The sequence below is a fragment of the Streptomyces roseus genome, assembly GCF_001044425.1.
GTDB classification, from domain to species: Bacteria; Actinomycetota; Actinomycetes; order Streptomycetales; family Streptomycetaceae; genus Streptomyces; species Streptomyces roseus.
The window spans coordinates 35,386-58,076 of the sequence record NZ_LFML01000018.1 but is presented as its reverse complement, the minus strand read 5'-3'; the positions used below and the strand labels follow the sequence as shown (position 1 = coordinate 58,076).

General features: G+C 73.1%; 22 protein-coding genes and 1 tRNA gene. 13 read left to right on the top strand and 10 right to left on the bottom strand.

The window, feature by feature from the left end; all coding sequences use genetic code 11:
* Window positions 1–390 carry a VOC family protein gene (locus ACS04_RS05245; RefSeq protein WP_048475305.1) on the top strand — a complete coding sequence of 130 codons (390 nt, stop codon included), beginning with the start codon at window positions 1–3 and terminating at the stop codon, window positions 388–390.
* Between the two features lie 13 nt (window positions 391–403).
* Here the strand turns inward: ACS04_RS05245 and ACS04_RS05240 are convergent, their stop codons facing one another.
* Entirely contained in the window at window positions 404–949 is a 546-nt protein-coding gene (locus tag ACS04_RS05240; protein ID WP_078864430.1) for a DUF309 domain-containing protein, read from the bottom strand.
* A gap of 108 nt (window positions 950–1,057) precedes the next feature.
* On the opposite strand from ACS04_RS05240, the gene ACS04_RS05235 reads away from it, so the two are divergent.
* The 5 genes from ACS04_RS05235 to ACS04_RS05215 all read left to right on the top strand — a co-directional run bounded on the left by ACS04_RS05235 (window position 1,058) and on the right by ACS04_RS05215 (window position 4,561).
* Window positions 1,058–1,134 (top strand) — tRNA-Pro (locus ACS04_RS05235).
* 401 nt (window positions 1,135–1,535) lie between these two features.
* Window positions 1,536–3,200 carry a sensor histidine kinase gene (locus ACS04_RS05230; protein WP_048475304.1) on the top strand — a complete coding sequence of 555 codons (1,665 nt, stop codon included), beginning with the start codon at window positions 1,536–1,538 and terminating at the stop codon, window positions 3,198–3,200.
* A complete protein-coding gene (locus ACS04_RS05225; RefSeq protein WP_048475303.1) occupies window positions 3,197–3,604 on the top strand; it encodes a roadblock/LC7 domain-containing protein in 408 nt (135 codons plus the stop codon). The genes ACS04_RS05230 and ACS04_RS05225 overlap by 4 nt, the downstream gene beginning before the upstream one ends.
* Complete coding sequence (locus tag ACS04_RS05220; RefSeq protein WP_048475302.1) at window positions 3,601–3,960, top strand: DUF742 domain-containing protein; 360 nt, start codon at window positions 3,601–3,603, stop codon at window positions 3,958–3,960. Before ACS04_RS05225 ends, ACS04_RS05220 begins: the two co-directional genes overlap by 4 nt.
* Complete coding sequence (locus ACS04_RS05215; protein WP_048475301.1) at window positions 3,941–4,561, top strand: GTP-binding protein; 621 nt, start codon at window positions 3,941–3,943, stop codon at window positions 4,559–4,561. The genes ACS04_RS05220 and ACS04_RS05215 overlap by 20 nt, the downstream gene beginning before the upstream one ends.
* A gap of 164 nt (window positions 4,562–4,725) precedes the next feature.
* On the opposite strand, the gene ACS04_RS05210 is transcribed toward ACS04_RS05215, so the two are convergent.
* The gene (locus tag ACS04_RS05210) at window positions 4,726–5,292 is read right to left on the bottom strand and encodes a dihydrofolate reductase family protein (RefSeq protein WP_048475300.1); all 567 of its coding nucleotides are present in this window, start codon (window positions 5,290–5,292) and stop codon (window positions 4,726–4,728) included.
* A 60-nt stretch (window positions 5,293–5,352) separates the two neighbouring features.
* On the opposite strand from ACS04_RS05210, the gene ACS04_RS05205 reads away from it, so the two are divergent.
* The gene (locus ACS04_RS05205) at window positions 5,353–6,375 is read left to right on the top strand and encodes an enoyl-CoA hydratase/isomerase family protein (RefSeq protein WP_048475353.1); all 1,023 of its coding nucleotides are present in this window, start codon (window positions 5,353–5,355) and stop codon (window positions 6,373–6,375) included.
* 67 nt (window positions 6,376–6,442) lie between these two features.
* Here the strand turns inward: ACS04_RS05205 and ACS04_RS05200 are convergent, their stop codons facing one another.
* From ACS04_RS05200 to ACS04_RS05170, 7 genes are all read right to left on the bottom strand, one after another.
* On the bottom strand, window positions 6,443–7,516 hold the full coding sequence (locus ACS04_RS05200) for an alpha/beta hydrolase (RefSeq protein ID WP_048475299.1): 1,074 nt from the start codon (window positions 7,514–7,516) through the stop codon (window positions 6,443–6,445).
* A 46-nt stretch (window positions 7,517–7,562) separates the two neighbouring features.
* On the bottom strand, window positions 7,563–9,170 hold the full coding sequence (locus ACS04_RS05195; RefSeq protein WP_048475298.1) for a molybdopterin-dependent oxidoreductase: 1,608 nt from the start codon (window positions 9,168–9,170) through the stop codon (window positions 7,563–7,565).
* Window positions 9,171–9,349: 179 nt separating this feature from the next.
* Window positions 9,350–10,543, bottom strand: a complete 1,194-nt coding sequence (locus ACS04_RS05190) for an oxygenase MpaB family protein (protein ID WP_048475297.1) — start codon at window positions 10,541–10,543, stop codon at window positions 9,350–9,352.
* A 45-nt stretch (window positions 10,544–10,588) separates the two neighbouring features.
* A complete protein-coding gene (locus ACS04_RS05185) occupies window positions 10,589–11,626 on the bottom strand; it encodes a polyprenyl synthetase family protein (protein ID WP_048475296.1) in 1,038 nt (345 codons plus the stop codon).
* The gene (locus ACS04_RS05180) at window positions 11,619–11,921 is read right to left on the bottom strand and encodes a hypothetical protein (RefSeq protein WP_209441624.1); all 303 of its coding nucleotides are present in this window, start codon (window positions 11,919–11,921) and stop codon (window positions 11,619–11,621) included. The genes ACS04_RS05185 and ACS04_RS05180 overlap by 8 nt, the downstream gene beginning before the upstream one ends.
* A gap of 225 nt (window positions 11,922–12,146) precedes the next feature.
* On the bottom strand, window positions 12,147–14,492 hold the full coding sequence (locus tag ACS04_RS05175; RefSeq protein ID WP_078864429.1) for an alpha-N-acetylglucosaminidase: 2,346 nt from the start codon (window positions 14,490–14,492) through the stop codon (window positions 12,147–12,149).
* Window positions 14,493–14,516: 24 nt separating this feature from the next.
* Entirely contained in the window at window positions 14,517–16,202 is a 1,686-nt protein-coding gene (locus tag ACS04_RS05170) for a ricin-type beta-trefoil lectin domain protein (protein ID WP_245236287.1), read from the bottom strand.
* Window positions 16,203–16,380: 178 nt separating this feature from the next.
* Between ACS04_RS05170 and ACS04_RS05165 the strand changes: the two genes are divergently transcribed.
* Both ACS04_RS05165 and ACS04_RS05160 read left to right on the top strand, forming a co-directional pair.
* Window positions 16,381–17,022 carry a TetR/AcrR family transcriptional regulator gene (locus ACS04_RS05165; protein ID WP_048475295.1) on the top strand — a complete coding sequence of 214 codons (642 nt, stop codon included), beginning with the start codon at window positions 16,381–16,383 and terminating at the stop codon, window positions 17,020–17,022.
* 12 nt (window positions 17,023–17,034) lie between these two features.
* Window positions 17,035–17,988 carry a serine/threonine dehydratase gene (locus ACS04_RS05160; protein ID WP_048475294.1) on the top strand — a complete coding sequence of 318 codons (954 nt, stop codon included), beginning with the start codon at window positions 17,035–17,037 and terminating at the stop codon, window positions 17,986–17,988.
* A gap of 145 nt (window positions 17,989–18,133) precedes the next feature.
* Here ACS04_RS05160 and ACS04_RS05155 read toward each other — a convergent pair whose 3' ends face one another.
* The gene (locus tag ACS04_RS05155; RefSeq protein ID WP_048475293.1) at window positions 18,134–18,586 is read right to left on the bottom strand and encodes a universal stress protein; all 453 of its coding nucleotides are present in this window, start codon (window positions 18,584–18,586) and stop codon (window positions 18,134–18,136) included.
* Window positions 18,587–18,773: 187 nt separating this feature from the next.
* On the opposite strand from ACS04_RS05155, the gene ACS04_RS05150 reads away from it, so the two are divergent.
* The 4 genes from ACS04_RS05150 (at window position 18,774) to ACS04_RS05135 (ending at window position 22,676) form a co-directional block, all read left to right on the top strand.
* Complete coding sequence (locus ACS04_RS05150; protein ID WP_048475349.1) at window positions 18,774–19,133, top strand: hypothetical protein; 360 nt, start codon at window positions 18,774–18,776, stop codon at window positions 19,131–19,133.
* A 434-nt stretch (window positions 19,134–19,567) separates the two neighbouring features.
* The gene (locus ACS04_RS05145; RefSeq protein WP_048475292.1) at window positions 19,568–20,905 is read left to right on the top strand and encodes an ABC transporter substrate-binding protein; all 1,338 of its coding nucleotides are present in this window, start codon (window positions 19,568–19,570) and stop codon (window positions 20,903–20,905) included.
* On the top strand, window positions 20,902–21,849 hold the full coding sequence (locus tag ACS04_RS05140) for a carbohydrate ABC transporter permease (RefSeq protein WP_078864427.1): 948 nt from the start codon (window positions 20,902–20,904) through the stop codon (window positions 21,847–21,849). The genes ACS04_RS05145 and ACS04_RS05140 overlap by 4 nt, the downstream gene beginning before the upstream one ends.
* A complete protein-coding gene (locus ACS04_RS05135; protein WP_048475291.1) occupies window positions 21,846–22,676 on the top strand; it encodes a carbohydrate ABC transporter permease in 831 nt (276 codons plus the stop codon). Before ACS04_RS05140 ends, ACS04_RS05135 begins: the two co-directional genes overlap by 4 nt.
* The last annotated feature ends 15 nt before the right edge of the window (window positions 22,677–22,691 follow it).

Sequence of the window (22,691 nt, the reverse complement as noted above, 5' to 3'; positions counted from 1 at the left end):
ATGTCCGCATACATCGCGCTCACCGCCCTCGTCGTCCGCGACTACGACGAGGCCATCGACTTCTACACCCGCGCCCTCGGCTTCACCCTCGTCGAGGACACCCCGCGCCCCGACGGCTCCCGCTGGGTCGTGGTCCGCCCGGACGGGGCCACCGAGGCGGCCCTGCTGCTGGCCCTCGCCAAGGACGACGCCCAGCGCTCCCGGGTCGGGGACCAGACGGGCGGGCGGGTCGGGTTCTTCCTGTACACCGACGACTTCGCCCGGGACCACACCCGGATGACGGCGGAGGGCGTCCGCTTCCTGGAGGAGCCGCGCCACGAGGCGTACGGCTCGGTGGCGGTCTTCGAGGACCTGTACGGCAACCGCTGGGACCTCCTGGAACCCGCGTAGGCGCCGGCGAAGGTCAGCGGGGGCCGGCGGGGCCCGGCCGCTCCTGCTCGTCCGGCCGCTCCGGCCGGTCCCGCGGGGAGGAGAGCCGCGGCGCCTCCGCCGCCGCGTCGACCGCCGCGCCGGCCTCCACCCGCCCGGCCAACTCCCGGGCCCAGCGGACCAGCCCCGGTACGTCGATCCCGTACGGGCCCCCGCCACCGGCGCCCGCGCCGGGGCCCGCCAGGGCCGTCGCCCCGCGCAGCAGCAGGCGGCTCCCGCCGACGGCGTTCCCGCGCGCGGCGTGCGTCAGCCCGACCGCCAGCTGCGCGAGGGCCCGCCACAGCGGGGCCTCGGCCCCGGGCCCCGACTTCCAGGCGTCCTCGAACACCTCGTGCGCGTGGAACGGCATCCCGGCGTCCAGCAGCCGCTGCGCCTCGGCCACCGTCTCGGCGGGCGTCCGCACGACCCCCTCGGGCTGCCGCTCCACGCCCGGCTCCCCGTAGGCCAGCGGCCGCCCCAGCCCGTCCCGCGGGCGCGCGCTGCGCGCCCGCCCCTCACCGTCCCGATCCCGTGCGTTCACCCCGCCATCCTGCCCGCGCCCGGAAACCCGTGCATGCGCACCCCTCTACGTGGGGTAATGTTCTGCATGTGCCGCCGGGACGGGGGAAACCCCAGCTCAACGACACAACGGGACGTGGCGCAGCTTGGTAGCGCACTTGACTGGGGGTCAAGGGGTCGCAGGTTCAAATCCTGTCGTCCCGACCAGCGTTTTCGCAGGTCGTAAGGTTTCAGGCCGTCTTTGCAGCAATGCAGAGGCGGCCTTTTCCGTTTCCCGGTGTTCCCTCGGAATTCTCCTGATGTGTCCTCGCGCGACCGGGGCACGTCACCGGCGTGTGCCGGACCCGCCCGGCGTCGGGATCCGGCCGTTCCCTCGGCGGGGGCGCGGTCCGTCCGCCGGGCCGCGGAGCAGCGTGAGGGCTGGGCCGGAGGGGGATCCGCGGTGGCTCGGCGCGGGGTGGGGAGCTATGGGTTTCGGCCATATCGGCAGGCATCAACCCCCTTGCCACGTCCGGATCATGACCTGCTGTCAAGAGTCGTGCAGGGAGACGCTAAGATTCCGGGCCGTTGTCATATGATCATTCGCTTTCGATCGTTTGAGGGTTCTGATGGTTCGCGTGGGATCGTCGCCCGGAAGTCCAGGGCCCACCTCACCCGTCGTATGGGCGCTGCCCGCCCTGCTGACCGCCGCCGTCGCGGCGATCGCGGTGGTGCAGGTGTCCGCACCTGCCCGCACCCCCGTCGCCTGGATGGGAGCCGTCGCCTTCGTGGCCGTCGCCCTGTCCTGCGGTGAGGCCGCCCGGCGCGGCAAGGCGGTCGCCTCGCTGCGGGCGGTCGTCGCCGCGCAGGAGTCGGCCCTGCTCCGGCAGCAGGCCGAGACCGTACGCCTCGCGCGGGAGCTGCTGCCCGACGTGGTGGAGCGGCTGCGCAAGGGGGAGTTCCCGGAGGAGGTGCTCGCCTCCCTGGAGGAGCTCGACATCCACGGGCCCGGCCTGACGCCGGAGTTCAGGGCGGCCCACCAGGCCGTGCTGCGCTCGGTGCTCGACGCCGTCGTCGCCGAGGAGGACCTGCGCGACTCGGCGCAGCGCGCCTTCGTCAACATCGCCCGTCGCGTCCAGGCCATCGTGCACCAACAGGCCCAGGAACTTCGGGAGATGGAGGACCGGCACGGCCGCAGCCCCAAGGTCTTCGGCGACCTGCTGCGGCTCGACCACGGCACGGCCCTCATCGGCCGCCTCGCCGACTCCATCGCCGTGCTCGGCGGGGCCCGGCCCGGCCGTCAGTGGAGCAAGGCCGTCCCGCTGTACAGCGTGCTGCGCGGCGCGATGTCGCGGATCATCGACTACCAGCGCGTGGAGCTGCACTCCGTCTCGCAGGTGGCCGTCGTCGGCCCCGCCGTCGAACCGCTCATCCACGCGCTCGCCGAGCTGCTGGACAACGCGACCCGCTACTCCCCGCCCCAGACCCGGGTCCACCTGACCGCCGTCGACGTGAACTCGGGCATCGCCGTCGAGATCGAGGACGGCGGCGTGAGCATGAGCGAGGAGGCCCGCAACCGGGCCGAGCGCATGCTCCGCCAGGCCCAGCAGGGCATCGACCTCACCGACCTCGGGGAGACCCCGCGCCTGGGCCTCGCCGTGGTCGGCCGGCTCGCGCAGGCGTACGAGTTCCAGGTCTCGCTCCGCGCTTCGGCGTACGGCGGCGTACGCGCCGTGCTCGTCATCCCGCAGTCGCTCATCACCACGGCCGCCGCCGCGACCGGCGTCGCGCACGGCATCGGCACCGCCTCCGGCCCCCGTGCCGCCCTGGCCCCCGCCGCGGCCAGGACCACCGCCGGGGCCGGGGCGGCGGAGGTACGGCAGGAGCCGGCCCGCCCGGTCACCGGACCCCGGATGCCCGCCGCGCCCGACGAGGTGCCCGTCGTGACCGAACGGACCCCGGGCGGCCTGCCGCAGCGTCGCCGCAAGGTGCGCGCCACGGCACCCGAGGCGCCCGAGACCGCCGGCGCCGGCGACCGGATCGTGGCCGCGGCCGAGGCGGCCGCGGACCGCGCCGGACACGGGTACGCCGAGGAGAGCGGGTACGCGTACGGATCGGGGCACGCGCCCGGTCCCGCGCCGCAGCCGCAGCCCGAGGTCCAGCCCGGGATGTGGCTGGCCGCCTTCCAGGGCGGCCTGTCGGGGGACAGCCAGAGCGCCGCGGCCCGCAGCGGCGCGGCAAGCCAGAACACGGATGCCTCGCCGGCCTCGGCGAGCAAGGGGGAACAGCCATGAGCCAGCAGCAGACCAATATGGACTGGATGCTCAAGGACCTGGCCGAGGGCGTCCCGCAGACCCGCCACGTCATCGTCCTGTCCGCCGACGGCCTGCGCATGGCGCAGTACGGGGCGGAGACCGACACCGCGGACCGGCTCGCCGCCGCCTGCGCCGGGCTGCAGAGCCTCGCGGGCGCCGTCGCCGCCGAACTCCCGGGCAGCAGCGGGCGGATGAGGCTCGTCGTCATCGAGATGGACGGCGGCTTCTTCTACCTGATGGCGGCCGGCGCCGGCGCCTTCCTCGCCGTCCTGGCCGACGAAGGCGTCGACGCAGGACTGATGGGCCAGCGGATGCGCGACCTCGTCGCCCGGATCGGAGAACACCTGAGCAGCCCGCCGCGCCGCGACGGGCAGCCGGCGTGAGCAACCCGGGCGGGGACTGGGAGGACGGCACTCCCGAGCGGCTGTACGTGATCACCGGCGGCCGCAGTGGCGATTTAGAACCCAGCCACCTCGACCTCGTCACGCTGATCATCGCCAAGTCGGGCCCCAAGCCCGGGATGCAGCCGGAGCACGCGGCGATCATGCGGATGTGCCAGACGCCGCTCTCGCTGGCCGAGATCTCCGCGTACCTCGGCCTGCCGGTGAGCGTGGTCACCGTACTCCTCGGTGACCTGCTCGCCGCTGGCCGCGTGCTCTCCCGTCCACCCGTCGCCCCCGCCAAACTCCCGGACCTGGCACTGATTGAGGCAGTCATCGATGGACTTCGAAAGCTCTGAGCGGGCCATCGCGCCCCGGCGCGAGGACGCGCTGCCGGCCACGGCCGCCGCCGCAGTCAAGGTGGTGATCGTGGGCGGCTTCGGCGTCGGCAAGACGACCCTCGTCGGCTCGGTCAGCGAGATCCGGCCGCTCACCACCGAGGAGACGATGACCCAGGCCGGGGTCGGCGTCGACGACACGGCGGGAGTGGAGCGCAAGACCTCCACCACCGTGGCCATGGACTTCGGCCGCATCAGCATCAACGAAGAGCTGGTGCTCTACCTGTTCGGGACCCCCGGCCAGGAGCGGTTCTGGTTCCTGTGGCGCGGCCTCTTCGAGGGCGCGCTCGGCGCGGTGGTCCTGGTCGACACCCGCCGCCTGGAGGTCAGCTTCGACGTGATCGGTCGGCTGGAGGAGCGCGGGGTGCCCTTCGTGGTCGCCGTCAACTCCTTCCCCGACGCGCCCGAGCACCCCCTGGAGGAGCTGCGTTCCGCCCTGGACCTGCCCGCGTCCGTCCCGCTCGTCTTCTGTGACGCGCGCCGGCGGGACTCCAGCCGCGACGTCCTGATGACGCTGATGCGCTACCTGCACTCCCTCGCCGCCGCCCCGGAGGCATCGTGAGCACCACCCCCGCTCACGAGCCGGGTCGGCGCGGAGGGCGCCGGTGATCTCCGCCGTCGTGCCGACCCTGCCGGTGCGCGGGAAGGCCATGGCGAACGTGCGGGCGCGTGGGGCGGGGGCGGTGTCGGCGGTGGCGTTCTCGGCGTAGACCGGCGAACGCCCCGTCAGGGGCGCGCGTACCGCAGCTGGACCACGCCGTTGCCGAACGCGCGGGTGCCTTCCAGGCGCAGCGGCCCGGGTCCGGCGAACGGCGGGAACACCGGTGTGCCGCGGCCGATGCGCACCGGGTGCACGAGGAGCCGGTACGCGTCCACCAGGTCGTGGCGCAGGAAGGCGGCGGCGAGGTCGGCCCCGCCCACGACGAGGTCACCGCCCGGGGCCTCCTTGAGGGCCGCGACCTCGGCCGGTACGACGTCCCGCACCAGCGTGGAGTTCCAGGCGAGATCCTCCTGGCGCAAGGTGCGGGAGTACACGTACTTCGGCATGTCCCGCCAGATGCCCGCGAACTCGGCCTCCGGCGCGGAGGAGGCCGGATCGGCATCGGCGGTCGGCCAGTACTCCGCCATCAGTTCGTGCGTGACGCGGCCGGTCAGGAAGCCGCCCAGCGGGCGGATCTCGTCGTTCATGAACCGGTGCAGTTCGTCGTCGACCATGTGCCAGGAGATGTCCCGGCCGGGCCCCTCCATGAAGCCGTCCAGGGACATCGACATCATCAGAATGATCTTCCGCATGCCGGACCACGCTACATACTGGCCGGTGTGAAGACCGAAGACGGCGCAGACGACACGGCCCTGTTCACCACGCAGGGGCACACCGGGGTGATCACCCTCAACCGCCCCAGGGCGCTCAACGCCCTCACCCACCCCATGGTGCTGCGGATCACCGAGGCCCTGGCCGCCTGGGAGCACGACCCCGCGATCGTCCAGGTCCTCATCCGCGGCGCCGGCGAGCGCGGCCTGTGCGCAGGCGGGGACATCCGGGCCATCCACGACGACGCGAAGGCCGGCGGCCGGGCCTCCGAGGACTTCTGGCGCGACGAGTACCGGCTGAACGCCCGGATCGCCCGCTACCCGAAGCCGTACGTGGCCCTCATGGACGGGATCGTCATGGGCGGCGGAGTCGGCCTGTCCGCCCACGGCAGCGTGCGCGTCGTCACCGAACGCTCCCGCGTCGCCATGCCCGAGACCGGCATCGGCTTCGTCCCCGACGTGGGCGGTACGCACCTCCTCGCCCGCGCCCCCGGTGAACTCGGCACCCACCTGGCCCTGACCGGGGCGGCCGTGGGCGCCGCCGACGCGCTGCTGTGCGGCCTCGCCGACCACTTCGTGCCCGCCGCCCGGCTGCCGGAGCTGACCGCCGCCCTCGCCGACGGCCCGGCGCACCAGGTCCTGCCGCGCTTCGCGCAGCCGCCCGCGCCGGGTGAACTGGCCGGGTGGCGCGCCTGGATCGACCGCTGCCACGCCGCCGACACCGTCGAGGAGATCGTGGAACGGCTGCTCGCCGAGGGGGACCCGGCCGCGAAGGAGGCCGCCGAGACGATCCTGGCGAAGTCCCCGACCTCCCTCAAGGTCACCCTGGCCGCCCTGCGCCGGGCCCGGGAACTGGGCTCCCTGGAACGGGTGCTGGAGGAGGAGTTCCGGGTCTCCTGCCACGCCCTGCGCTCACCCGACCTGGTGGAGGGCGTACGGGCGCAGGTCGTCGACAAGGACCGCACCCCCCGCTGGTCCCCGCCCACGCTCGCCGAGGTCACCGGCGCGGACGTGGAGCGGTTCTTCGCCCCGCTCGGGGAGGACCGCGAGCTGCGGCTGCCCTGAGCCCCGACCGGCCGCTCGCCGGCGGCCGGTCACAGGGGCCGCCGCCGGGCGGCCCCTGCCGGTCCGGTCAGCCGCGGCCGTCGCCGGGCGGGGAGAGCTCCGTGCTCAGCCAGCCCAGCGCGTCCGGGTACATCGACGTCCAGGTCTGGAAGTTGTGGCCGCCGGACGGGCGGACCAGGGTCTTCACCCGGACCCCGCTGCCCGCCGCGGCCCGCCTGAAGGACTCCAGCTGCGCCGGCGGGCTGTCCTTGTCCTGCGCCGAGGTGGCCAGGAACAGCCCGACGTCGGCCTTCCGGGCCTGCCGGACCAGCCAGAGCGGGCTGTTGCGCTCGCGCAGCACCGGATCGGAGAGCACCTGGGCGTCCCCGGCCAGCGGGTCCGGGTCCAGGGCCGCGCCCGCCCGGAACACCTTCGGGTACTGGAGCGGCAGTTTGGCCGCGCAGAACGCCCCCGTCGAGACCCCCATCAGCCCCCAGCCCGCCGGCTCGGGAAGGGTGCGGAAGTTCTTGGCGACCACCTCCGTCACGTCCTGCGCGAGCCAGCTGGCCACCTTCCGCCCCGGCGTGTTGCTGCAGTCCGTGTTCACCCCGCCGGGGTACAGGTCCGGGATCACCACGATGAACGGGTGCGCCGCGCCCAGCCGGACCAGCTGGTCCAGGGTCCCCGGCATCCCGCCCAGGTCGATCCAGGTGCGGGGCGAGCCCGGATAGCCGTGCAGCAGGACCAGCACCGGGAACCGGGTCTTCTCCGCGCCCGGGGCCCGGTACTCCGGCGGCGTCCACACGATCACCTGCCCGGCGAGTTTCGAATGCGAGCCGCGGAAATAGGTGGTCTGCGTACCGTCCCCGCCCTGGGTGAACCTGGCCCGGCCCGGCGGCGGCCCCGTCATCGCCGAGGGGTTCTGCGCGTTCTCCGTGCCCAGCAGGTCGTCCCACGAGGAGTAGAGCCCGTAGCTGCCGTTGATCCAGGTCGCGATCACCGCGATCGAGGTCAGCTGGCACAGCGCGATCATCAGCACCCGTACGGGCCAGCGCACCCACCCGGGCCCCGGGACCCGGTTCCACAGCAGCAGCGCGGCGAGCATCGCGAGCACGGTGACGGTGATCAGGGTGACGAGGAACGACGTACTGGTCAGCTCCACGAAGGCCGGCTCCTGACGTGCGGGTCGGTTTCCCAGGATGTCCGCATCATGCCTTCCTTCCGGGCCCCGGCCGGACACGCACCGGGACCGAGTGCCACCCGGTCGCCCCGTCGGGGACGGTCCCCGCGCGCACGCCCGTCTGGACGGCCCCCGTACCGTCCGTGGCGCGGACCTCCAGCGTGTGCGGACCGGGGGCCGCCTCCCACTCCCACACCCACTGTCGCCAGGTGTCGTTGCCGTCCGACGCCCCGAGCCGGGCCTCCTGCCACGGGCCCGCGTCCACCCGTACCTCCACCCGGGCGATGCCCCGGTGCTGCGCCCACGCCACCCCGGCCACCGCCACCCGTCCCTCCGGCGGCTCGGCCGAAGGGCGCGGGGTGTCGATGCGGGACTGCGTCTTGACCGGGCCCCGTTGCGCCCAGGACCGGCGCACCCAGTACGCGTCGTACGCGGCGAACGTCGTCAGCCGCAGCTCGCTCAGCCACTTGCACGCCGACACGTACCCGTACAGGCCCGGTACGACCATCCGCACGGGGAAGCCGTGCGCGAAGGGCAGCGGCTCGCCGTTCATCCCGACGGCCAGCAGCGCGTCCCGGCCGTCCATCACCGTCTCGACCGGGGTGCCGAGCGTCATCCCGTCCACCGAGCGCGCCACCAGCTGGTCCGCCGGACCGCCCTGCGAGGGCGGCCGCACCCCCGCCTCGCGCAGCAGGTCGGCCAGGCGCACGCCGAGCCAGCGGGCATTACCCGCGTACGGGCCCCCGACCTCGTTCGACACGCAGCACAGGGTGATGTCGTGCTCGACGAGCGGGCGGGCCAGCAGTTCGCGGAGCCCGAATTCGAGCGGGTTCGAGACACCCTCGCCGTGGATGCGCAGCCGCCAGGTGTCCGCGTCCACCCGGGGGACGACCAAGGCGGTGTCCACGCGGTAGAAATCCCCGTTGGGGGTGGTGAAGGGGGAGATCCCGGGCACCGGCAGCTGCGCGCCGGGCGGCACCGGCGGGGCGGCCACGGCCGGCTCCGGCAGGACCAGCTCCGCCCGCGAGGCCGTCGCCCCGGCCGACCCGTACGCGCCGAGCCGCCGTCCCGCGTACCCGATCCCCGCCGAGGCCACGAGAACCGCGCCGACCAGCCGGCCGAAGCCGCGCCGGTCCATCGACCACGCCCCGCCCGGCGGCGCGCCCACCGGGCGGGGTGTGGAAACCGCGCGGACCAGCAGGTACAGCACGCCGGCCGCGGCCAGTCCGCCCACCGGCGAAGGCAGCGCGTCGTGCCAGGTCGCCTCGGGCCGGCTGAGCGCCGCCACCGCCCCGACCAGCCCGAAACCGCCGGCGAGCGCGATTCCGGCTGGCAGGTGCCGTACGGCCAGTACCCCGGCCAGGGCGGCCGCCGCGGCCAGCACGAGGACGATCCCGAGGGCGAGCAGCAGCTTGTCGGCGGTGCCGAACTCCCGGATCGCCCATTCCTTGACGCCCACCGGCGTACGGTCGACCACGGCTCCGCCGACCGCGGTGACGGGAGAGGCCTCGGGCCGGACCGCCGCCGAGACCAGCTCGGCCACGGCCAGCCCGGCGCAGGCGGCGACCAGCCCGCAGACGGCGCCGCCCAGGACGCGGCGCCGCCGCTCCGGGTCCGCCTTCACAGGGGTCGTCATGGGCAAGTCACCGTCCGCGTCGCCGTCACCGTCTGCCCGGAATGTGGGCTTCCAGTGTGACTCCGGCCGGAGCGGACCGGCGCCCGGCCTCGCCCGTTCGGCTCAGCGCGCGATCACGCGGGCACCCGCTCACGTCAGAGCCCCTTCACGGCGTCCGGTCACGCCGGCCCCCGGTCACGTCAGCGCACCGGCGCCGACGCCGGCGGCACCCAGCGCCCGGTCCGCGGCGCCCTCACCCCGTACTCCGCCTTCAGCTCGGCGGGGATGGCGTGGTGCATGACCCGCCCCCGGGTCAGCGCGGTCAGCTCGAAGCCGGCGAGCAGCGAGCCCGCCTTGTCGAGCGCCCATTCCGCGAGCGGACCGCTGTCCTCGATGGTCTCCAGCAGCCCCAGGACCACGGGGACGGCCTTGGCCGCCGAGTCCCAGGGGCTGCGCGGGACCTCCAGCCAGTCGCCGATGGTGTCGCCGACCAGGAAGCGGACCGTGGCCGGGACCATCGGGTCGAAGAGGGTGCCGGGGACCACGTCCTCGTACAGCCGCAGCAGCTGGGTGTTGAGGACCACGCCCTCGGGCGAGGGGCCGAGATGGCGCTCCAGGTAGAGGTCGCAGTACGCGCGCGCCCCGGCGAGGTCCTCCGGTACGGCCGCCATGTCGCAGCCGAGCAGCGCCGCCACGACCCGCCAGGCGTAGTAGTAGGCCTCCGCGCCCTCGTCGCTCATGTGGATGCCGAGCCGGTGCATGGCGTCGAGCACCAGCAGCGAGAAGAAGGTGTGCCCGGCGATCATGTCCTCCTGGCAGATGGGCAGGCCGTCCCGCGCCACGTCCCAGTGGCCGCCGTGGCGCAGGTGGTGGCGCACCGCCGCGTGCAGCAGCCGCACCTTCTGCACAGCCGGGATGAACTTGCTGCCCTCGGCGAAGGCGTCGGTCCGCATGAGGTACGTGACGAACTGGCCGGTGTTGGCCATCCGGCGGGAGGGATAGGCGAGCGAGTGCGTGGAGGACAGCAGCCGGGCCATCCGGGGGACGGCGTAGCTGACGGGCATCGCGGCGAAGGACAGGCCGGTGTTGATGTGGGCGGCGTTGTCCATGAAGAAGAGCCGGGCCTGCTCCATGACGTCCCAGTCGACCCAGGACGGGGGCAGGGCCGTGGCCTCGAAGTAGCCGCGCGCGGAGGCCGGGAGCCGCTCGGGGAGCGGGTCCCCGGCGGTGGTGAAGAACCGCATGAGCGTGTTGAGGTCGCCCACCTCGCCGCGGCGCAGCAGGGTGGCGACGGTCTCGTCGGCGAGCGGATCGCCCTGGGCGGCGAGGGCGTCGAGGGCGGCGTCGTCGTAACGGGGGCGCGGCGGGGCGGAGGCGTTCTCGGCGGTGGTCACGTGGCTCGTCCTTCTCGTCTGTGGCGGGGGCGGGTCAGGCGGTGTCTAGAGCGAGCGCTCGGCGGCGGTGCCGGCGAGCTCGCGCAGAGCGGACCGCGCCTCCGCGGGCATCGGTACGCGGTCCAGTGCGCCGACGGCCCGTGCGATGCGCTCCCGGATCATGTCCTCGACCTGCTCCCTGGCCCCGCAGCTCTCCATCAACGCGCGGACGGCGGAAGCCTCTTCGGGACGCGGATCGGGGCGGCCGACCAGCTTCGCGAGCAGCCGCCGGCCGTCGTCGTCGGCCGCGGCGAGGGTCAGGGCGAGCAGCGCGGTCGGTTTGCCGTCCCGCAGGTCGTCCACGTTCGACTTGCCCGTCCTGGCCGGGTCGCCGAACGTGCCGAGCAGGTCGTCGCGCAGCTGGAAGGCCTCGCCGAGCGGCAGCCCGTACGCGGAGAAGGCGTCGAGCAGGGGGCGCGGACCCCCGCCGAGGGTGGCGCCGAGGTGCAGCGGCCGCTCGACGGTGTACTTGGCCGTTTTGAAGCGGGCCACCTCCAGCGACTCCGCCACCTGCGGGAGCTGCCCCGCCCGGGTGCGGAGCACTTCCAGGAACTCGCCGGCCATCGTCTCGCGCAGCAGCGCGGCCCACAGGGGGACGGTCCGGGCCAGGTAGGCGCCGGGCAGCCCGCAGGAGGTGAACACGTACCCGGCGTAGCCCATCAGCAGATCGCCGAGGATCATCGCGAGGGCGGTGGAGCGCCGCCCGCTACCCGCACCGGAGGCGAAGGCGGCGTGCGCGGTGGGACGGCCGTGCCGCGTCCCGCTGCCGTCGATGATGTCGTCGTGCGTGCACGCGGCCGCGTGCACGAGCTCCATCGCGGCCGCGGCCCGGATCACCTCCTCGCAGTCGGGCTGCCCGGCCGCCCGCCAGCCCCAGTACAGGTACGCGGCCCGCAGCCGCTTCCCGCCGGCCAGCGAGCGGCGCAACTGCCCCGACAGCGGCGAGAGTTCGGCGTGCAGCGCGAGCAGCGCCCGCTCCTCCTCGTCGGCCAGCCGGACCAGCACCTCGTCGATGCGCTCCTTGAAGCCGGCGTGGTCATGCACGCGGGTGGCCCTCGGAGGCGACCCGCTCGGCGGCGCGCCGGGCCATGGTCTCCAGGTGGTTCTCCGTCGCCGCGCCCGAGCGGCGGGTGGCCAGTTCGCCGCGCTTGCGCAGTTCCACGACCCCGTCGGTGAGCAGTTCCCGCAGGTCGGAGCGGCGCAGTACCTCCTGGGCCCGGTCTGCGGACTGCCGTAACTGGTCGAGGGCCAGATCGGCGACCCCGGCGGCCAGGAGCGCGAGCAGCTCCAGGTTCACGGGCGGGGTACGGTCCTCGGCGGGCGGCGTCTCCTGGGACATGCTCGGTCCCCTCCTTGGCGTCGGGCCGCATGACGGCGTCGGAAGGGGCGGCCGCCGGATGTGTCCGGCGGCCGCCCCTGGTGTCGTTCCCGTCCAGTCAACCGAGTGCGCGTCCCCCGCGTCCGGTTCCCGGCGGATTCCTCCCCCGCACGGGTACCCCGATTCCCACGGCCGGGTGAGGATCGGCGCATCATCCGGTGGCTGCGGCTCCGGATGGTGTAGTGCTCAGCGGGCGGACCCCTCCCAGGACTTGAGGGCGGCCGCGATGCCCGCGGCCAGGGCGTGCGGATCCCCGCTCGGGCCGTTCGCCCCGCTCGGGTGCCGGGTGGTGCGCCGGGCCCAGTCCTCCTCGTAGGCGTGCCAGTCGATCTCCCGGGGCGCCGCCCGCCGGACCAGGGACTCCTCCAGCGTCTCGAAGTACGCCGCCCAGCGGGGCGCGTACAACTCCCCGATCAGGCCGCTCCATTCGCGGTTCGCGTAGTCGTGCAGGAAGCCGCCCTCGCTGGTGCTGCGCCGGCCCCAGACGCTCAGGATCGAGCGGGCGTCGTATTCGTACCGGTCCTGCTCGGCCTCGTCCGTACCCCAGGAGCGGGCCGCCGCCAGCCAGTCGCCGAGCAGGAAGTTCGGGTCGGAGCCCGTGAGGGCGTCCAACCGGCCCTCCCCGTCGGCCCATTCGGCGGTCAGCGTGCGCAGCCGGGTCAGGTCCTTCGCCTCGTACGCCGCCTTGATCTTCGGCAGCAGCACCCGCGAGTGGTTGGCCAGCGCCTGCCGGGCCGTGTCCACGAGGTCGAAGCGGTACGCGCTGGAGCCGCGCAGCTTCGGGTCCACCTTCAGCAGGTGGTCCAGGGCCCGGCGTACGGTGTCGGCCGGGTACCGCATCGACTTGGGGCTCCAGTACGCCGCCCCCGCCGCGCTCAGGCTCGGCCGGGCGGTGAACAGGCTGTCCTGGGACTCCGACCACAGGCCGGAGGAGGTGCTGTACGGGCCCGTGCGCAGCTCCTCCCAGGCGGCGGCCGCCTCCTTGTCGGCGCGCCCGTAGCGGCGCCCCGCGAAATCGGCGAACCACTTGCGCTGGTCGATCGTCCCCGGCTCCCAGGCGAGATCGGTGAACAGGTCGAAGGCGGCCGGGTTGGTGCCGGTGGCCTCCGGCAGGTAGGCGATGCCCTTCAGCGCACTGTTCGACTTGGCGCGCCACGGGCCGAACCGCTCGATCCACACCGAGGTGTTCGCGCCGATGGTGGTGTGCCCGCCGAAGTTGTAGATCGTGCCCATCGCGTACGGGACCCCGCCCCAGCGGGCCTCGCGGTCCAGGCGGTTGTACCGGTCGGAGAGCCCGTCCAGGATCAGCAGCTTCGAGGTGTCCACCCCCGCGAGCAGCTCCGCCTTCGGGCTGTCCTGCCAGCCCAGCACCGCCCACAGGGCGCCCGGGTGCGCGGCATGCAGCGCCTTCTGGACGGCTGTGGCCGCCGCCTTCACATCGACGGCGCCGGCCTTGCCGCCCTCGTGCAGCGGGCTCATCCGGTACATGGCGCTGTCCCCGAACACGGCGCGCTGCTCGGCGTAGTACGCGCGGGCCAGCTTCGCGAACACCGGGGAGGTCGGGTCCAGCCAGTCGGGCCGGTCGAAGCCCGCCCAGTCGCCCTGCGCCACCGTCTTCGCACCCGGGTTGCGGGCGGCGAACCCGGGGGGCACCGTGCCGAAGTAGCCGGGCAGCACGGGGGTCATGCCGAGCCCGCGCAACTGCTCGGCGATCCGCCCGCCGACCTCGGCGCGCTCGCGCATCAGCCGCTCCGAGACCGGGCCGCCGAACCCGCTCAGGTTCTGCAGCAGCCACCAGCTCTGGTGCCCGGGGCCGGGGATCCACTCGCGCAGTTCGGCGGCGGAGTAGCCGAAGCCCTGGAGCGCCCGGTAGTAGGGGTACTCGGCGCCGGCCTGGACGAACACCTCGTTGATGCCGTGCAGGGCGAGCAGGTCGATCTGCCGCTGGTGCTGCTCGAAGGTGCGGTACGCGCCCGAGTAGCCGTCGTCGGTGTCGTTGAGGGCGTACCGGTGCGGGACGAGCGCGCTGCGCGTGACCGGCGCCGGGACGGCGGGCAGCCGCGCCGGCAGCATCCCGATGCTGTCGCCGGGCCAGCCGATGTCGGCGCCGGCGACGTGCTGGAGGTACCAGCCGACGCCGGTGAGCAGGGTGGCGCCGGTGGATCCGCGCACGGTGATCGCGCCGGCCGGCCCGGACACGGTGAAGCGGTCGGCCCCGGCGGCCGGGTCCGCCACGAGGGTGAACTGACCGGCGTGGTGCGGCAGGAGCCGCTCCAGCGCCTCGCGCGCGGGCCCGGTGTCGAAGGCCCGGGGGCCCGGGGCGCGGTCCCGTACGGCGGCCGCGTCGACCGCGGTGTCGGTAGCGGGCGTACCCGCCGTGGCGGACGTACCGGCCGTGGCGGACGTACCGGCCGTGGCGGTCGTACCGGCCAGGGCGGGGGAGCCGGCGCCGAGGAGGGCCACCAGGGTGGCGAGGGCGACCCGGCGGCGCAGCTGCGCGCGCCGCCGGCGCCGGGGTGGGGAGTTCGTCATGCGAGGAGTCACCGATCCGTGAGATCAGACGGGCAGGGACCAGGCCTGGTCGACGCGGTGGTCGCCGCAGTCGCTCAGGCGCAGCCGCTCGGCCGGGGCGTCCGGGGTGGCGGCTGTGGCGGGGGCCGTCAGGCAGAGCCCGCTGACGTCCTCGACCAGGGCCCCGTCCCGGCGGTGGGTCCAGCGCTGCCCCGGCTCCCCGGGTGCGCAGGCGGCCAGCTCGACGGCGCCGCCCTCGCCCGCCGACAGGCACTTGCCGCTGAGCCGTACGCTCTCCCGCGGCCCGAGCACCCAGCGCTGGTCGGCGGCCGCGGTGCACGGCGCGAGCACCACCGCGCCCACGCCGGTGGTGTTGACCCCGTCGGCGCACCGGGCGCCGTTGCCGGTGATCTGCCCGGTCGGCACGGGCGCGCCGCACCCCTCGCGCGGGGTGAGCCGGAAGACCGCCGTGTCGTGCGCGGCCACCTTCCCCGTCAGGGAGGTCGAGACCTCGGTGCTCCTGCCGGTCCACAGGTCCTTGGCGTCGACGGTGCAGGAGTACAGGCCGATGTCGGTGAGCGGTACGGAGATGTCCCGCGCGCTGCCGGAGCGGTTGAGCACGGCGACGGCGCGGTCGCCGTTCGCCAGCGGACGGGCCAGCACCTCGAAGGTGGCGTTGGCGGAGAGCACCGCGCCCTGGCGGCCCATCGGGTCCTGGTCCAGGGCGATCAGGTCGGTGTTGCCCAGGGCTGCCAGCCCCGCCGGGGTGAGACGGGCGACGTCGGAGGAGAGGATGAAGGGGGCGGCCATCATCGCCCACAGGCCCACCTGGCTGCGGCTCTCCGCCTCGGTGAGCCCGGGGGCCCCCGCGATCAGGAAGTCGGGGTCGTTCCAGTTGCCGGGGCCCGCGTACCGGCCCAGCCAGCGGTTGTAGCCGTAGTTGCCGAGCACCGAACTCCACCGGGAGGTCGCGGGCGCGGCGGGGTTGTAGACCTTGATGTCCTTGCCCTCGCGCCACAGCTGGCCGGTCTCACCGACCCAGCCGAGGACCTTGTGCCAGTCGGAGCCGCCCCATTCACCCTGCTGGAAGTAGGCGGGGGCCGAGGCCGAGAGCACCATGTCCCGGCCGCTGGCGCGCAGCCCCTCGGAGACGGCGCCGTACGCGTCGCGGTACGCCTGCTCCTTCGTCTTGCCGGGCGGCACCCACAGGTTGCAGCCGTCCATCTTGACGTAGTCGACCTGCCACGACGCGAACTGCCGGGCGTCCTGCGCGTAGTGGTCGGGGCCGCCGCCTTCGGGGGAGCCGCTGCCGGGGTAGCGCTCGCAGGTCAGGGAGCCCGCGTCCTCGTAGATGCCGAACTTCAGGCCCTTGGCGTGCAGGTACGCGCCGAGCCAGGCCATGCCGTGCGGGAACTTCTGCGCGTCGACGACCAGGTTGCCTTCCGGGTCCCGGCTCTTGGCCATCCAGCAGTCGTCGACGGTCACCGTGTCGTAGCCCTTGGCCGCGAGACCGCTGGAGACCAGTGCGTCGGCGTTCGCGACCACCTTGGCCTCGTCGATGTCGCACATGTAGTGCGCCCAGTTGTTCCAGCCCATGGGCGGGGTGAGCGCGAGCGGGGCGTCCGAGGTGGCGTACGGCTCGGCCGTGGCCACGGTGGTGGGGGCGAGGCAGAACGCGAGCAGGGCGGCCGCGGTCAGACAGGGGAGCGACGCACGCAGGCGAGGCGGCACGGAGACTCCTTGAAGTGGGGCTGCAGTGCGCCCAGTGCAGCGGTGCGACTACCCTCTGTCAACATAAGTCGATGGTTAAGGCTCAATGACCAGCAATATGGCCGTAGTCGACGTCACACGATCGGGGAGCCGCAAAACTGATACGCCGTATGTGTCAGTGGCTGATACGCTGTATCTCATGCCGAGGAGATCAGCAGCTCTGGACCGCGCGACGCCCGAGGCGATCGCCGTCGCCGCCCTGCGCCTCATCGACGAGGAGGGGCCGCACGCGCTGAGCTTCCGCGCCCTGGCCGACCGGCTGGAGGTCTCCCACGCCACCGTCCAGCGCCGCTGCGCCGACCTCGCGGGGCTCCTCGACCTCTGTACCGAGCACCTCGCCGGCCAACTGCCCGAGATCCCGGCCGGGACCGGCTGGGCCGAGGCCGCCGAGCTGCGGTTCACCGCCCTGTACCGGCTGCTCGTCGCCCACCCGGGGCTGCTCGTGCTCCGCGGCGGCCGGCCCTGGCTCGGCCGCCAACTGCTGGCGCGGCTCGTCGAGCCGGCGCTCGCCGACAGCGTGGCCGCCGGGATGACGGCCGCCGAGGCGATGATCGCGTACCGCCGCATGTACCTGCTGACCCTCGGCAGCGCCGCCTTCGTGGACCACCGGGATCCGGCCGGAGCCACGGCCGCCTCGCGGGCGGCCCTGGCCGCGCTGGACCCGCGGGAGTTCCCCGTGCTCACGGGCGGGTTGACCGACGTACTGCCCGCCCTGACCGACCACGACGTGTACCACGGCGCGCTGCGCCAGCTGATCGAGGCCAACCGGCCCGCCGCCTGAAGGGAACCCATCGTGGAACAGCAGCTCGACTACGCCGCCGTACGCGCCGCCGCCGACCGGATAGCCGGGTCGGTCCGCCCCGTCGCCGTCGTGCCCGCCGCCGAGGGGCTCTGGTTCGCGCTGGAGTACCTCCAGCACACCGGGTCCTTCAAGGCCCGCGGCGCCCGCAACTTCCTGGCCGCCCAACGCGACGCCGGGACGCTCCCGGACGCGGGCGTCACCATCGCCTCCGGGGGCAACGCGGGCCTGGCCTGCGCCTGGGCGGCCCGCGCGCAGTCCGTCCCCGCGACGGTGTTCCTGCCCGCCAACGCGCCGCGCGTGAAGGTGGAGAGGCTGCGCGGGTACGGGGCGGACGTACGGCTCGTCGGTGAGCGGTACGCCGAAGCACTGGCCGCGTGCGAGGAGTTCGCGGCGGGCAGCGGCGCGCTGAGCAGCCACGCGTACGACCACCCGCTGATCGCGGCGGGCGCGGGTACGGTGCTGGACGAGATCCGGGCGGGGCTGCCGGGGCTGGACACCGTCGTCGTCGCGGTGGGCGGGGGCGGGCTGTTCGCCGGTGTCGCGGCGGCTGCCCGTGAGCACGGCGTACGGGTGATCGCGGCCGAGCCGGAGAACTGCCGGGCCCTGAACGCGGCCTTGGAGGCGGGCCGGGTCGTCGACGTGTCCGTGGACTCGGTCGCAGCCGACTCGCTGGGCGCGACCCGGGTTTCGGCGGCGGCGCTGGCCGCCGCGCGGGAGAAGAACGTACGGTCCGTCCTGGTCCCGGACCCGGCGATCACGCAGGCCCGCCGCGCGCTGTGGGAGGAGCACCGGATCGTTGTGGAGACGGGCGCGGCCACGGCCCTGGCGGCCGTACGGCACGCCCCGGAGCCGCTGGGCGAGCGGGTGGCCGTCGTCCTGTGCGGAGCGAACACGGACCCGGCCGACCTGACGCCCCCGGCGAAGCGGTCGCCCTCCCGCGGATGACGCGGGCCACGCCCGGCGCCATGGCCACGACCAGGCAGACGGCACGCAGCGCGGCGAGGCCCGCGACGGTCGGGTCGAACCAGGAGGGGACGAGGCGCCGGCCCCGCCTCGCCCTCGGGCAAGCGCGCGGACCGGCGGACAGTCTCTAATCCTCGTCCTCGCCCGCGCGGACGACGACCACCGTGCACGCCGCGTACTGCACCACCTGCTGGCTCACCGAGCCGAGCAGGACGCCCTTGAAGCCGCCGTAGCCCCGGGTGCCGACCACCGTCAGCTCCGCCTCCTTCGAGGCGTCCACCAGCACCTGGGCGGGGGAGCCGTGTTCGACCCGGCGGAAGACGGGGACGCCGGGAGAGGTGCCGACGGCCGAGGCCACGGTGTCCGCGAGGCGCTGGCGGGCCGTCTCCTCGGCGCCGACCAGTTCGTCCGGGGTGCCGTGGCCGACGGCGAACGGGTTGGTGTTCCACTCCCAGCTCATGACGGCGTGCACCCGGCCGCCGATGGCCTTCGCCTGGGCGACGCCCCAGCGCAGGGCTTCCTTGGAGTGGTTCGAACCGTCCACGCCGACGACGATCAGAGGCTCGATGGTCTCACTCACGGTGGGTTCCTCTCGTTTCGTCCGTATCGTCCCTGCCTCTTGTATACACGGGGGAGGGGCCCGGCCTCGAACGGCGACCATCGTTGCGGGCGCCGAAGACTTTGGAGGACGGCGCGCGGTCCCCGTGGCTTGCGAAGGTCTGGGTGTCAGGAAGACCGGCAGGCAGAGAAGGTACGGAGGAGTGGACGTGGCGCAGCGCAAGGGCTGTCTGATCGGCTGCGGGGTGGCGTTGGTGCTCGGCATCGCCGCTGTGGGGGCACTCGTCTTCGGCGTCGGGAAGGTGCTCGACGCCGCGGGCGAGACCATCCTCGAACCCGGCGTCTACCAGGCCGTGAACGTCGGCGACCCGCAGGAAGCGGTCCGCGCGAAGTTGCCGTCCGGGGAGAGCTTCATGAAGGACGCCCTGAAGTCGGGCGGTCCGGCCGAACCCGAGGGCAGCGTCTGCTCCTGGTACGTGTCCGCCGAGGACGGTGACGGGGAGACGGTGTACCGCTTCTGCTTCAAGGACGGAAAACTCGCCGAAAAGGTCGAGTACCGGATGAAGTAGGGGGAGCGGCGGCCGCGGGCGGGGCCGGACCGTGCCACCCCGGCGGCGCCTCCATGCCGGCCGCGCGGACGGGACGGCCATGGCGGGCGGGGTGAGGTCGCGGGCGCGTGGGGGTTCTGGGCGGCCGTCAGGTAAAGCGCATTAGTGCGCAGGCTCCCGGACCGCCGACAAGAAGTCAACATCGGTCATATCCGCAGGTGTTGTGATGGAATCGATATCGCCTCGGAAGAGGCCTGGACTAAAGCGCATCAGTCCTGGTCGCCGCGGTGTTGACTTCATGTGTTCGCTCTGCCTGTGCGCCCGCTGCCGTCTTTCGGGACCCACCGGTACCCGCCCGTCCGCACTTCGGCCGCATTGACGCGATCCGGCTTTGGGGTCAGCGTGGGCTGCGCGCTCCGGCGAAGAGGCCGGAACTCCCCCCGAAGGTGGCGACGATGACCCGTTCGAACGCGACCCGTACCGCCGTCGCCACACTCGTGGCCGGCACGTTCCTCTCGGTCTCCGCCTGCGGGCTCGGCGGCAGCGGCGCGGCGGACGTGCGGGAGGGCCGGAAGACCGGTGAAGTCCTGGGCGAGATCACCTTCCGCACCCTCCAGCTCAAGCCCAAGTTCACGGCGTACGTACAGGGAGTCATCGACGCCTTCGAGAAGAAGTACCCCGGGGCGAAGGTCAGATGGGAGGACGTGCCCGGCGACGGCTACAACGAGAAACTCGTCGCCGACGCCCAGGCCGGCGCCCTGCCCGACGTGGTCAACCTGTCCACCGACTCCTTCCAGCTCCTGGGCGACCGCGGCCTGCTCGCCGACGTCGCGGGGCTCGACCCCGAGGTCGCCAAGGAGTACGTCCCGGGGGCCTGGGAGCAGTTCAAGCTGCCGGGCAAGGGCCAGGGCGTGTACGCCTACCCCTGGTACGTGACCCCGGAGATCCTCACCTACAACAGAGAGCTCTTCGAGAAGTCCGGACTTGATCCGGCGCAGCCGCCCACCACGGTCGAGCAGTTCTTCGACTACGCGGACAAGATCGCCGCCGCGTCCGGCGGCCGGTACTCCGCCTTCATGGCCGACCCCAAGGGCCGCCTGCCCGGGGACTGGCAGAAGATGGGCGTACCGATCCTGAACGGCACACAGGATCGTTTCGTCTTCGACACGCCCAAGGCCGTCGAATGGGTCGAGCGGATGAAGGACCTGTACGCCAAGGGCGCCATGCCCAAGGAGTCCCTCCTCAAGTCCGACGACATCAACCAGCTGTACGGCGGGGGCAAGCTCGTCTTCGGTCCCGGATCCCCGGGCTTCGTCAAGGACATCAAGCAGAACGCCCCGCAGATCTACGCCGGTACCCGGGTCGCGGGCGCCGTCACCGGCAAGCTCGGCCACATCGGCATCTACGCCCAGTCCCTCGGCATCAAGAAGGACACCAAACACCTGGACGCGGCGACCGAGTTCGCCAAATGGGTCACCAACGGCCCCAACCAGGTGGAGTTCTCCAAGAACGCGACGATCTACCCCTCCAACGCCCAGGGCCTGGCCGATCCGCGCTTCGCGGACCGGGGCGACGGCACGGACGCCGAGACGGTCGCCCGTGCGGTCGGCGCCCAGCAGCTCGCGACCGCCGCGCTCGACGCCAACACCCCGGTCCAGTGGACCAACCAGGTCGGCGACGCCGTCGTCCGGGAGATGCAGAAGGCGATCCAGGGCGAGCAGGATCCGAAGACGGCCGTACACAAGGCCCAGGAGGCGGCGAACCAGCTGCTCGCCAAATCCGCCCGCACATGACGCCCGGCCCCGCCCGCTCCGCCAGAGCGCGCCGCAAGGCCCTCGCGGCCATGGAGGCCGAGACCGGGCTGGTCCACCGCAAGTGGTGGATCCCCTACCTCTTCCTCGCCCCCGGCCTGCTGATGGTGGCCCTGTTCAGCCTCTGGCCGTTCGTCAACACCGTCGTCCTGTCCCTCACCGACGCACAGATCCTGCGCGGCGGCACCTTCGTGGGATTCGACAACTACACCCGGGCCTTCGCCGACCCCGACTTCTGGACCGCGGCCGGCAACAGCGTGCTCTACCTGGTCGTCGTCGTACCGTGCCTGGTACTCCTCCCGCTCGCCCTCGCCGTGCTGGTCCGGGCGAAGGTTCCCGGCATCGGGTTCTTCCGCTCCGCCTTCTACACCCCGGTGATCGCCTCGGCCGTGGTCGTCGGCCTGATCTGGCAGTGGGTGCTGCGCAGCGACGGGCTCGTCAACACCGTCTTCCTCCGGCTCAGCATCGTCTCGGAGCCGATCCCCTTCCTGACCGACAGCGCCATGCTGCTGGTATCCGCCATGATCGTGACCGTATGGAAGGGACTCGGCTACTACATGGTGTTCTACCTCGCCGCCCTCGGGAACGTGTCGCCCTCGCTCCACGAAGCGGCCGCGCTCGACGGCGCCGGCCCCGTACGCCGCTTCTTCAGCATCACCGTCCCCCAGGTCAAGCCGATGATGCTGCTCGTGGGCACCCTGTCGGCCATCTCCGCGCTGCGCGTGTTCACCGAGATCTACATCCTGGGCGGCGAGAGCGGCGGCCCCGGCGGCGGCGCCCGTACCCTGCCCTTCCTCATCCGGCAGGTCGGCCTCGGCTTCTCCGGCGAGACCGGCTACGCCTCCGCCCTGTCGATCCTGCTGTTCCTGCTGACCCTGGTCTTCAGCCTGCTGGGCCGCCGCCTGTCGAAGGGGGACGAGAGGTGAGAGCCGCCCCGCGCGCACGGCTCGGGCTCGCCGCCCGGTACGCCTCGCTGGTCCTGATGCTCGTCGTGATGCTCGGGCCGATCGCGTGGCAGTTCCTGACCTCGATCCGCGGCCGCACCGAGAACGTGTACGACGGCGTGCTGCCCGAGCGCCCCACCCTCGACAACTACGTCCTGGTCGCAGAGTCCTTCCCGCTGCTCCAGTACGTCGGCAACACGCTGATCGTGGCCGTCCTCGCGGTCACCTCGAACATGCTCTTCGCGGCGATGGGCGGCTACGCCCTCTCCCGGGCCGGGTGGAAGGGCCGCACGTCCGTCTTCACGGTGCTGGTCGCCACCCTCATGTTCCCCTTCGAGTCCGTGATGATCTCGATGTTCCTGACCGTCCGTGAGATGGGCCTGGTCGACACCCTCATCGGCGTGTGGCTCCCGGGCGCCGTCTCCGTCCTCAACATCATGGTCATGCGCTCGGCCTTCCTCGCGGTGCCCCGGGAGGTGGAGGAGTCGGCGGTCCTGGACGGCGCGGGCGAATGGACCCGGTTCACCCGGCTCTTCCTCCCCGCCGCCAAGGGGGCCCTGGCCGTCGTCTGCATCACCAGCTTCATCGGCGCCTGGGACGATTTCCTGTGGCCGCTGCTGGTCCTCACCGACAGCGACCACTACACCCTCCAGCTGGGCCTGAAGACCCTGGCCGGCGCCACCACCACCAACGACCAGCGGATCATCGCCGCCGGCGCGATGGCGGCGCTCCTGCCGATGATGCTGCTCTTCTTCGCCCTCCAGCGTTTCTTCTTCAAGGGAGTGGGCGAGGGAGCCGTCAAGATCTGACCCGCACGACCTGCC

What these genes read in the sequence shown, in the direction of transcription:
- ACS04_RS05245 (WP_048475305.1), top strand. Translation starts at nt 1, where the DNA reads ATGTCCGCATACATCGCGCTCACCGCCCTCGTCGTCCGCGACTACGAC.
- ACS04_RS05230 (WP_048475304.1), top strand. Translation starts at nt 1,536, where the DNA reads ATGGTTCGCGTGGGATCGTCGCCCGGAAGTCCAGGGCCCACCTCACCC.
- ACS04_RS05225 (WP_048475303.1), top strand. Translation starts at nt 3,197, where the DNA reads ATGAGCCAGCAGCAGACCAATATGGACTGGATGCTCAAGGACCTGGCC.
- ACS04_RS05215 (WP_048475301.1), top strand. Translation starts at nt 3,941, where the DNA reads ATGGACTTCGAAAGCTCTGAGCGGGCCATCGCGCCCCGGCGCGAGGAC.
- ACS04_RS05210 (WP_048475300.1), bottom strand. Translation starts at nt 5,292, where the DNA reads ATGCGGAAGATCATTCTGATGATGTCGATGTCCCTGGACGGCTTCATG.
- ACS04_RS05195 (WP_048475298.1), bottom strand. Translation starts at nt 9,170, where the DNA reads ATGACGACCCCTGTGAAGGCGGACCCGGAGCGGCGGCGCCGCGTCCTG.
- ACS04_RS05180 (WP_209441624.1), bottom strand. Translation starts at nt 11,921, where the DNA reads ATGTCCCAGGAGACGCCGCCCGCCGAGGACCGTACCCCGCCCGTGAAC.
- ACS04_RS05175 (WP_078864429.1), bottom strand. Translation starts at nt 14,492, where the DNA reads ATGACGAACTCCCCACCCCGGCGCCGGCGGCGCGCGCAGCTGCGCCGC.
- ACS04_RS05165 (WP_048475295.1), top strand. Translation starts at nt 16,381, where the DNA reads ATGCCGAGGAGATCAGCAGCTCTGGACCGCGCGACGCCCGAGGCGATC.
- ACS04_RS05145 (WP_048475292.1), top strand. Translation starts at nt 19,568, where the DNA reads ATGACCCGTTCGAACGCGACCCGTACCGCCGTCGCCACACTCGTGGCC.
- ACS04_RS05140 (WP_078864427.1), top strand. Translation starts at nt 20,902, where the DNA reads ATGACGCCCGGCCCCGCCCGCTCCGCCAGAGCGCGCCGCAAGGCCCTC.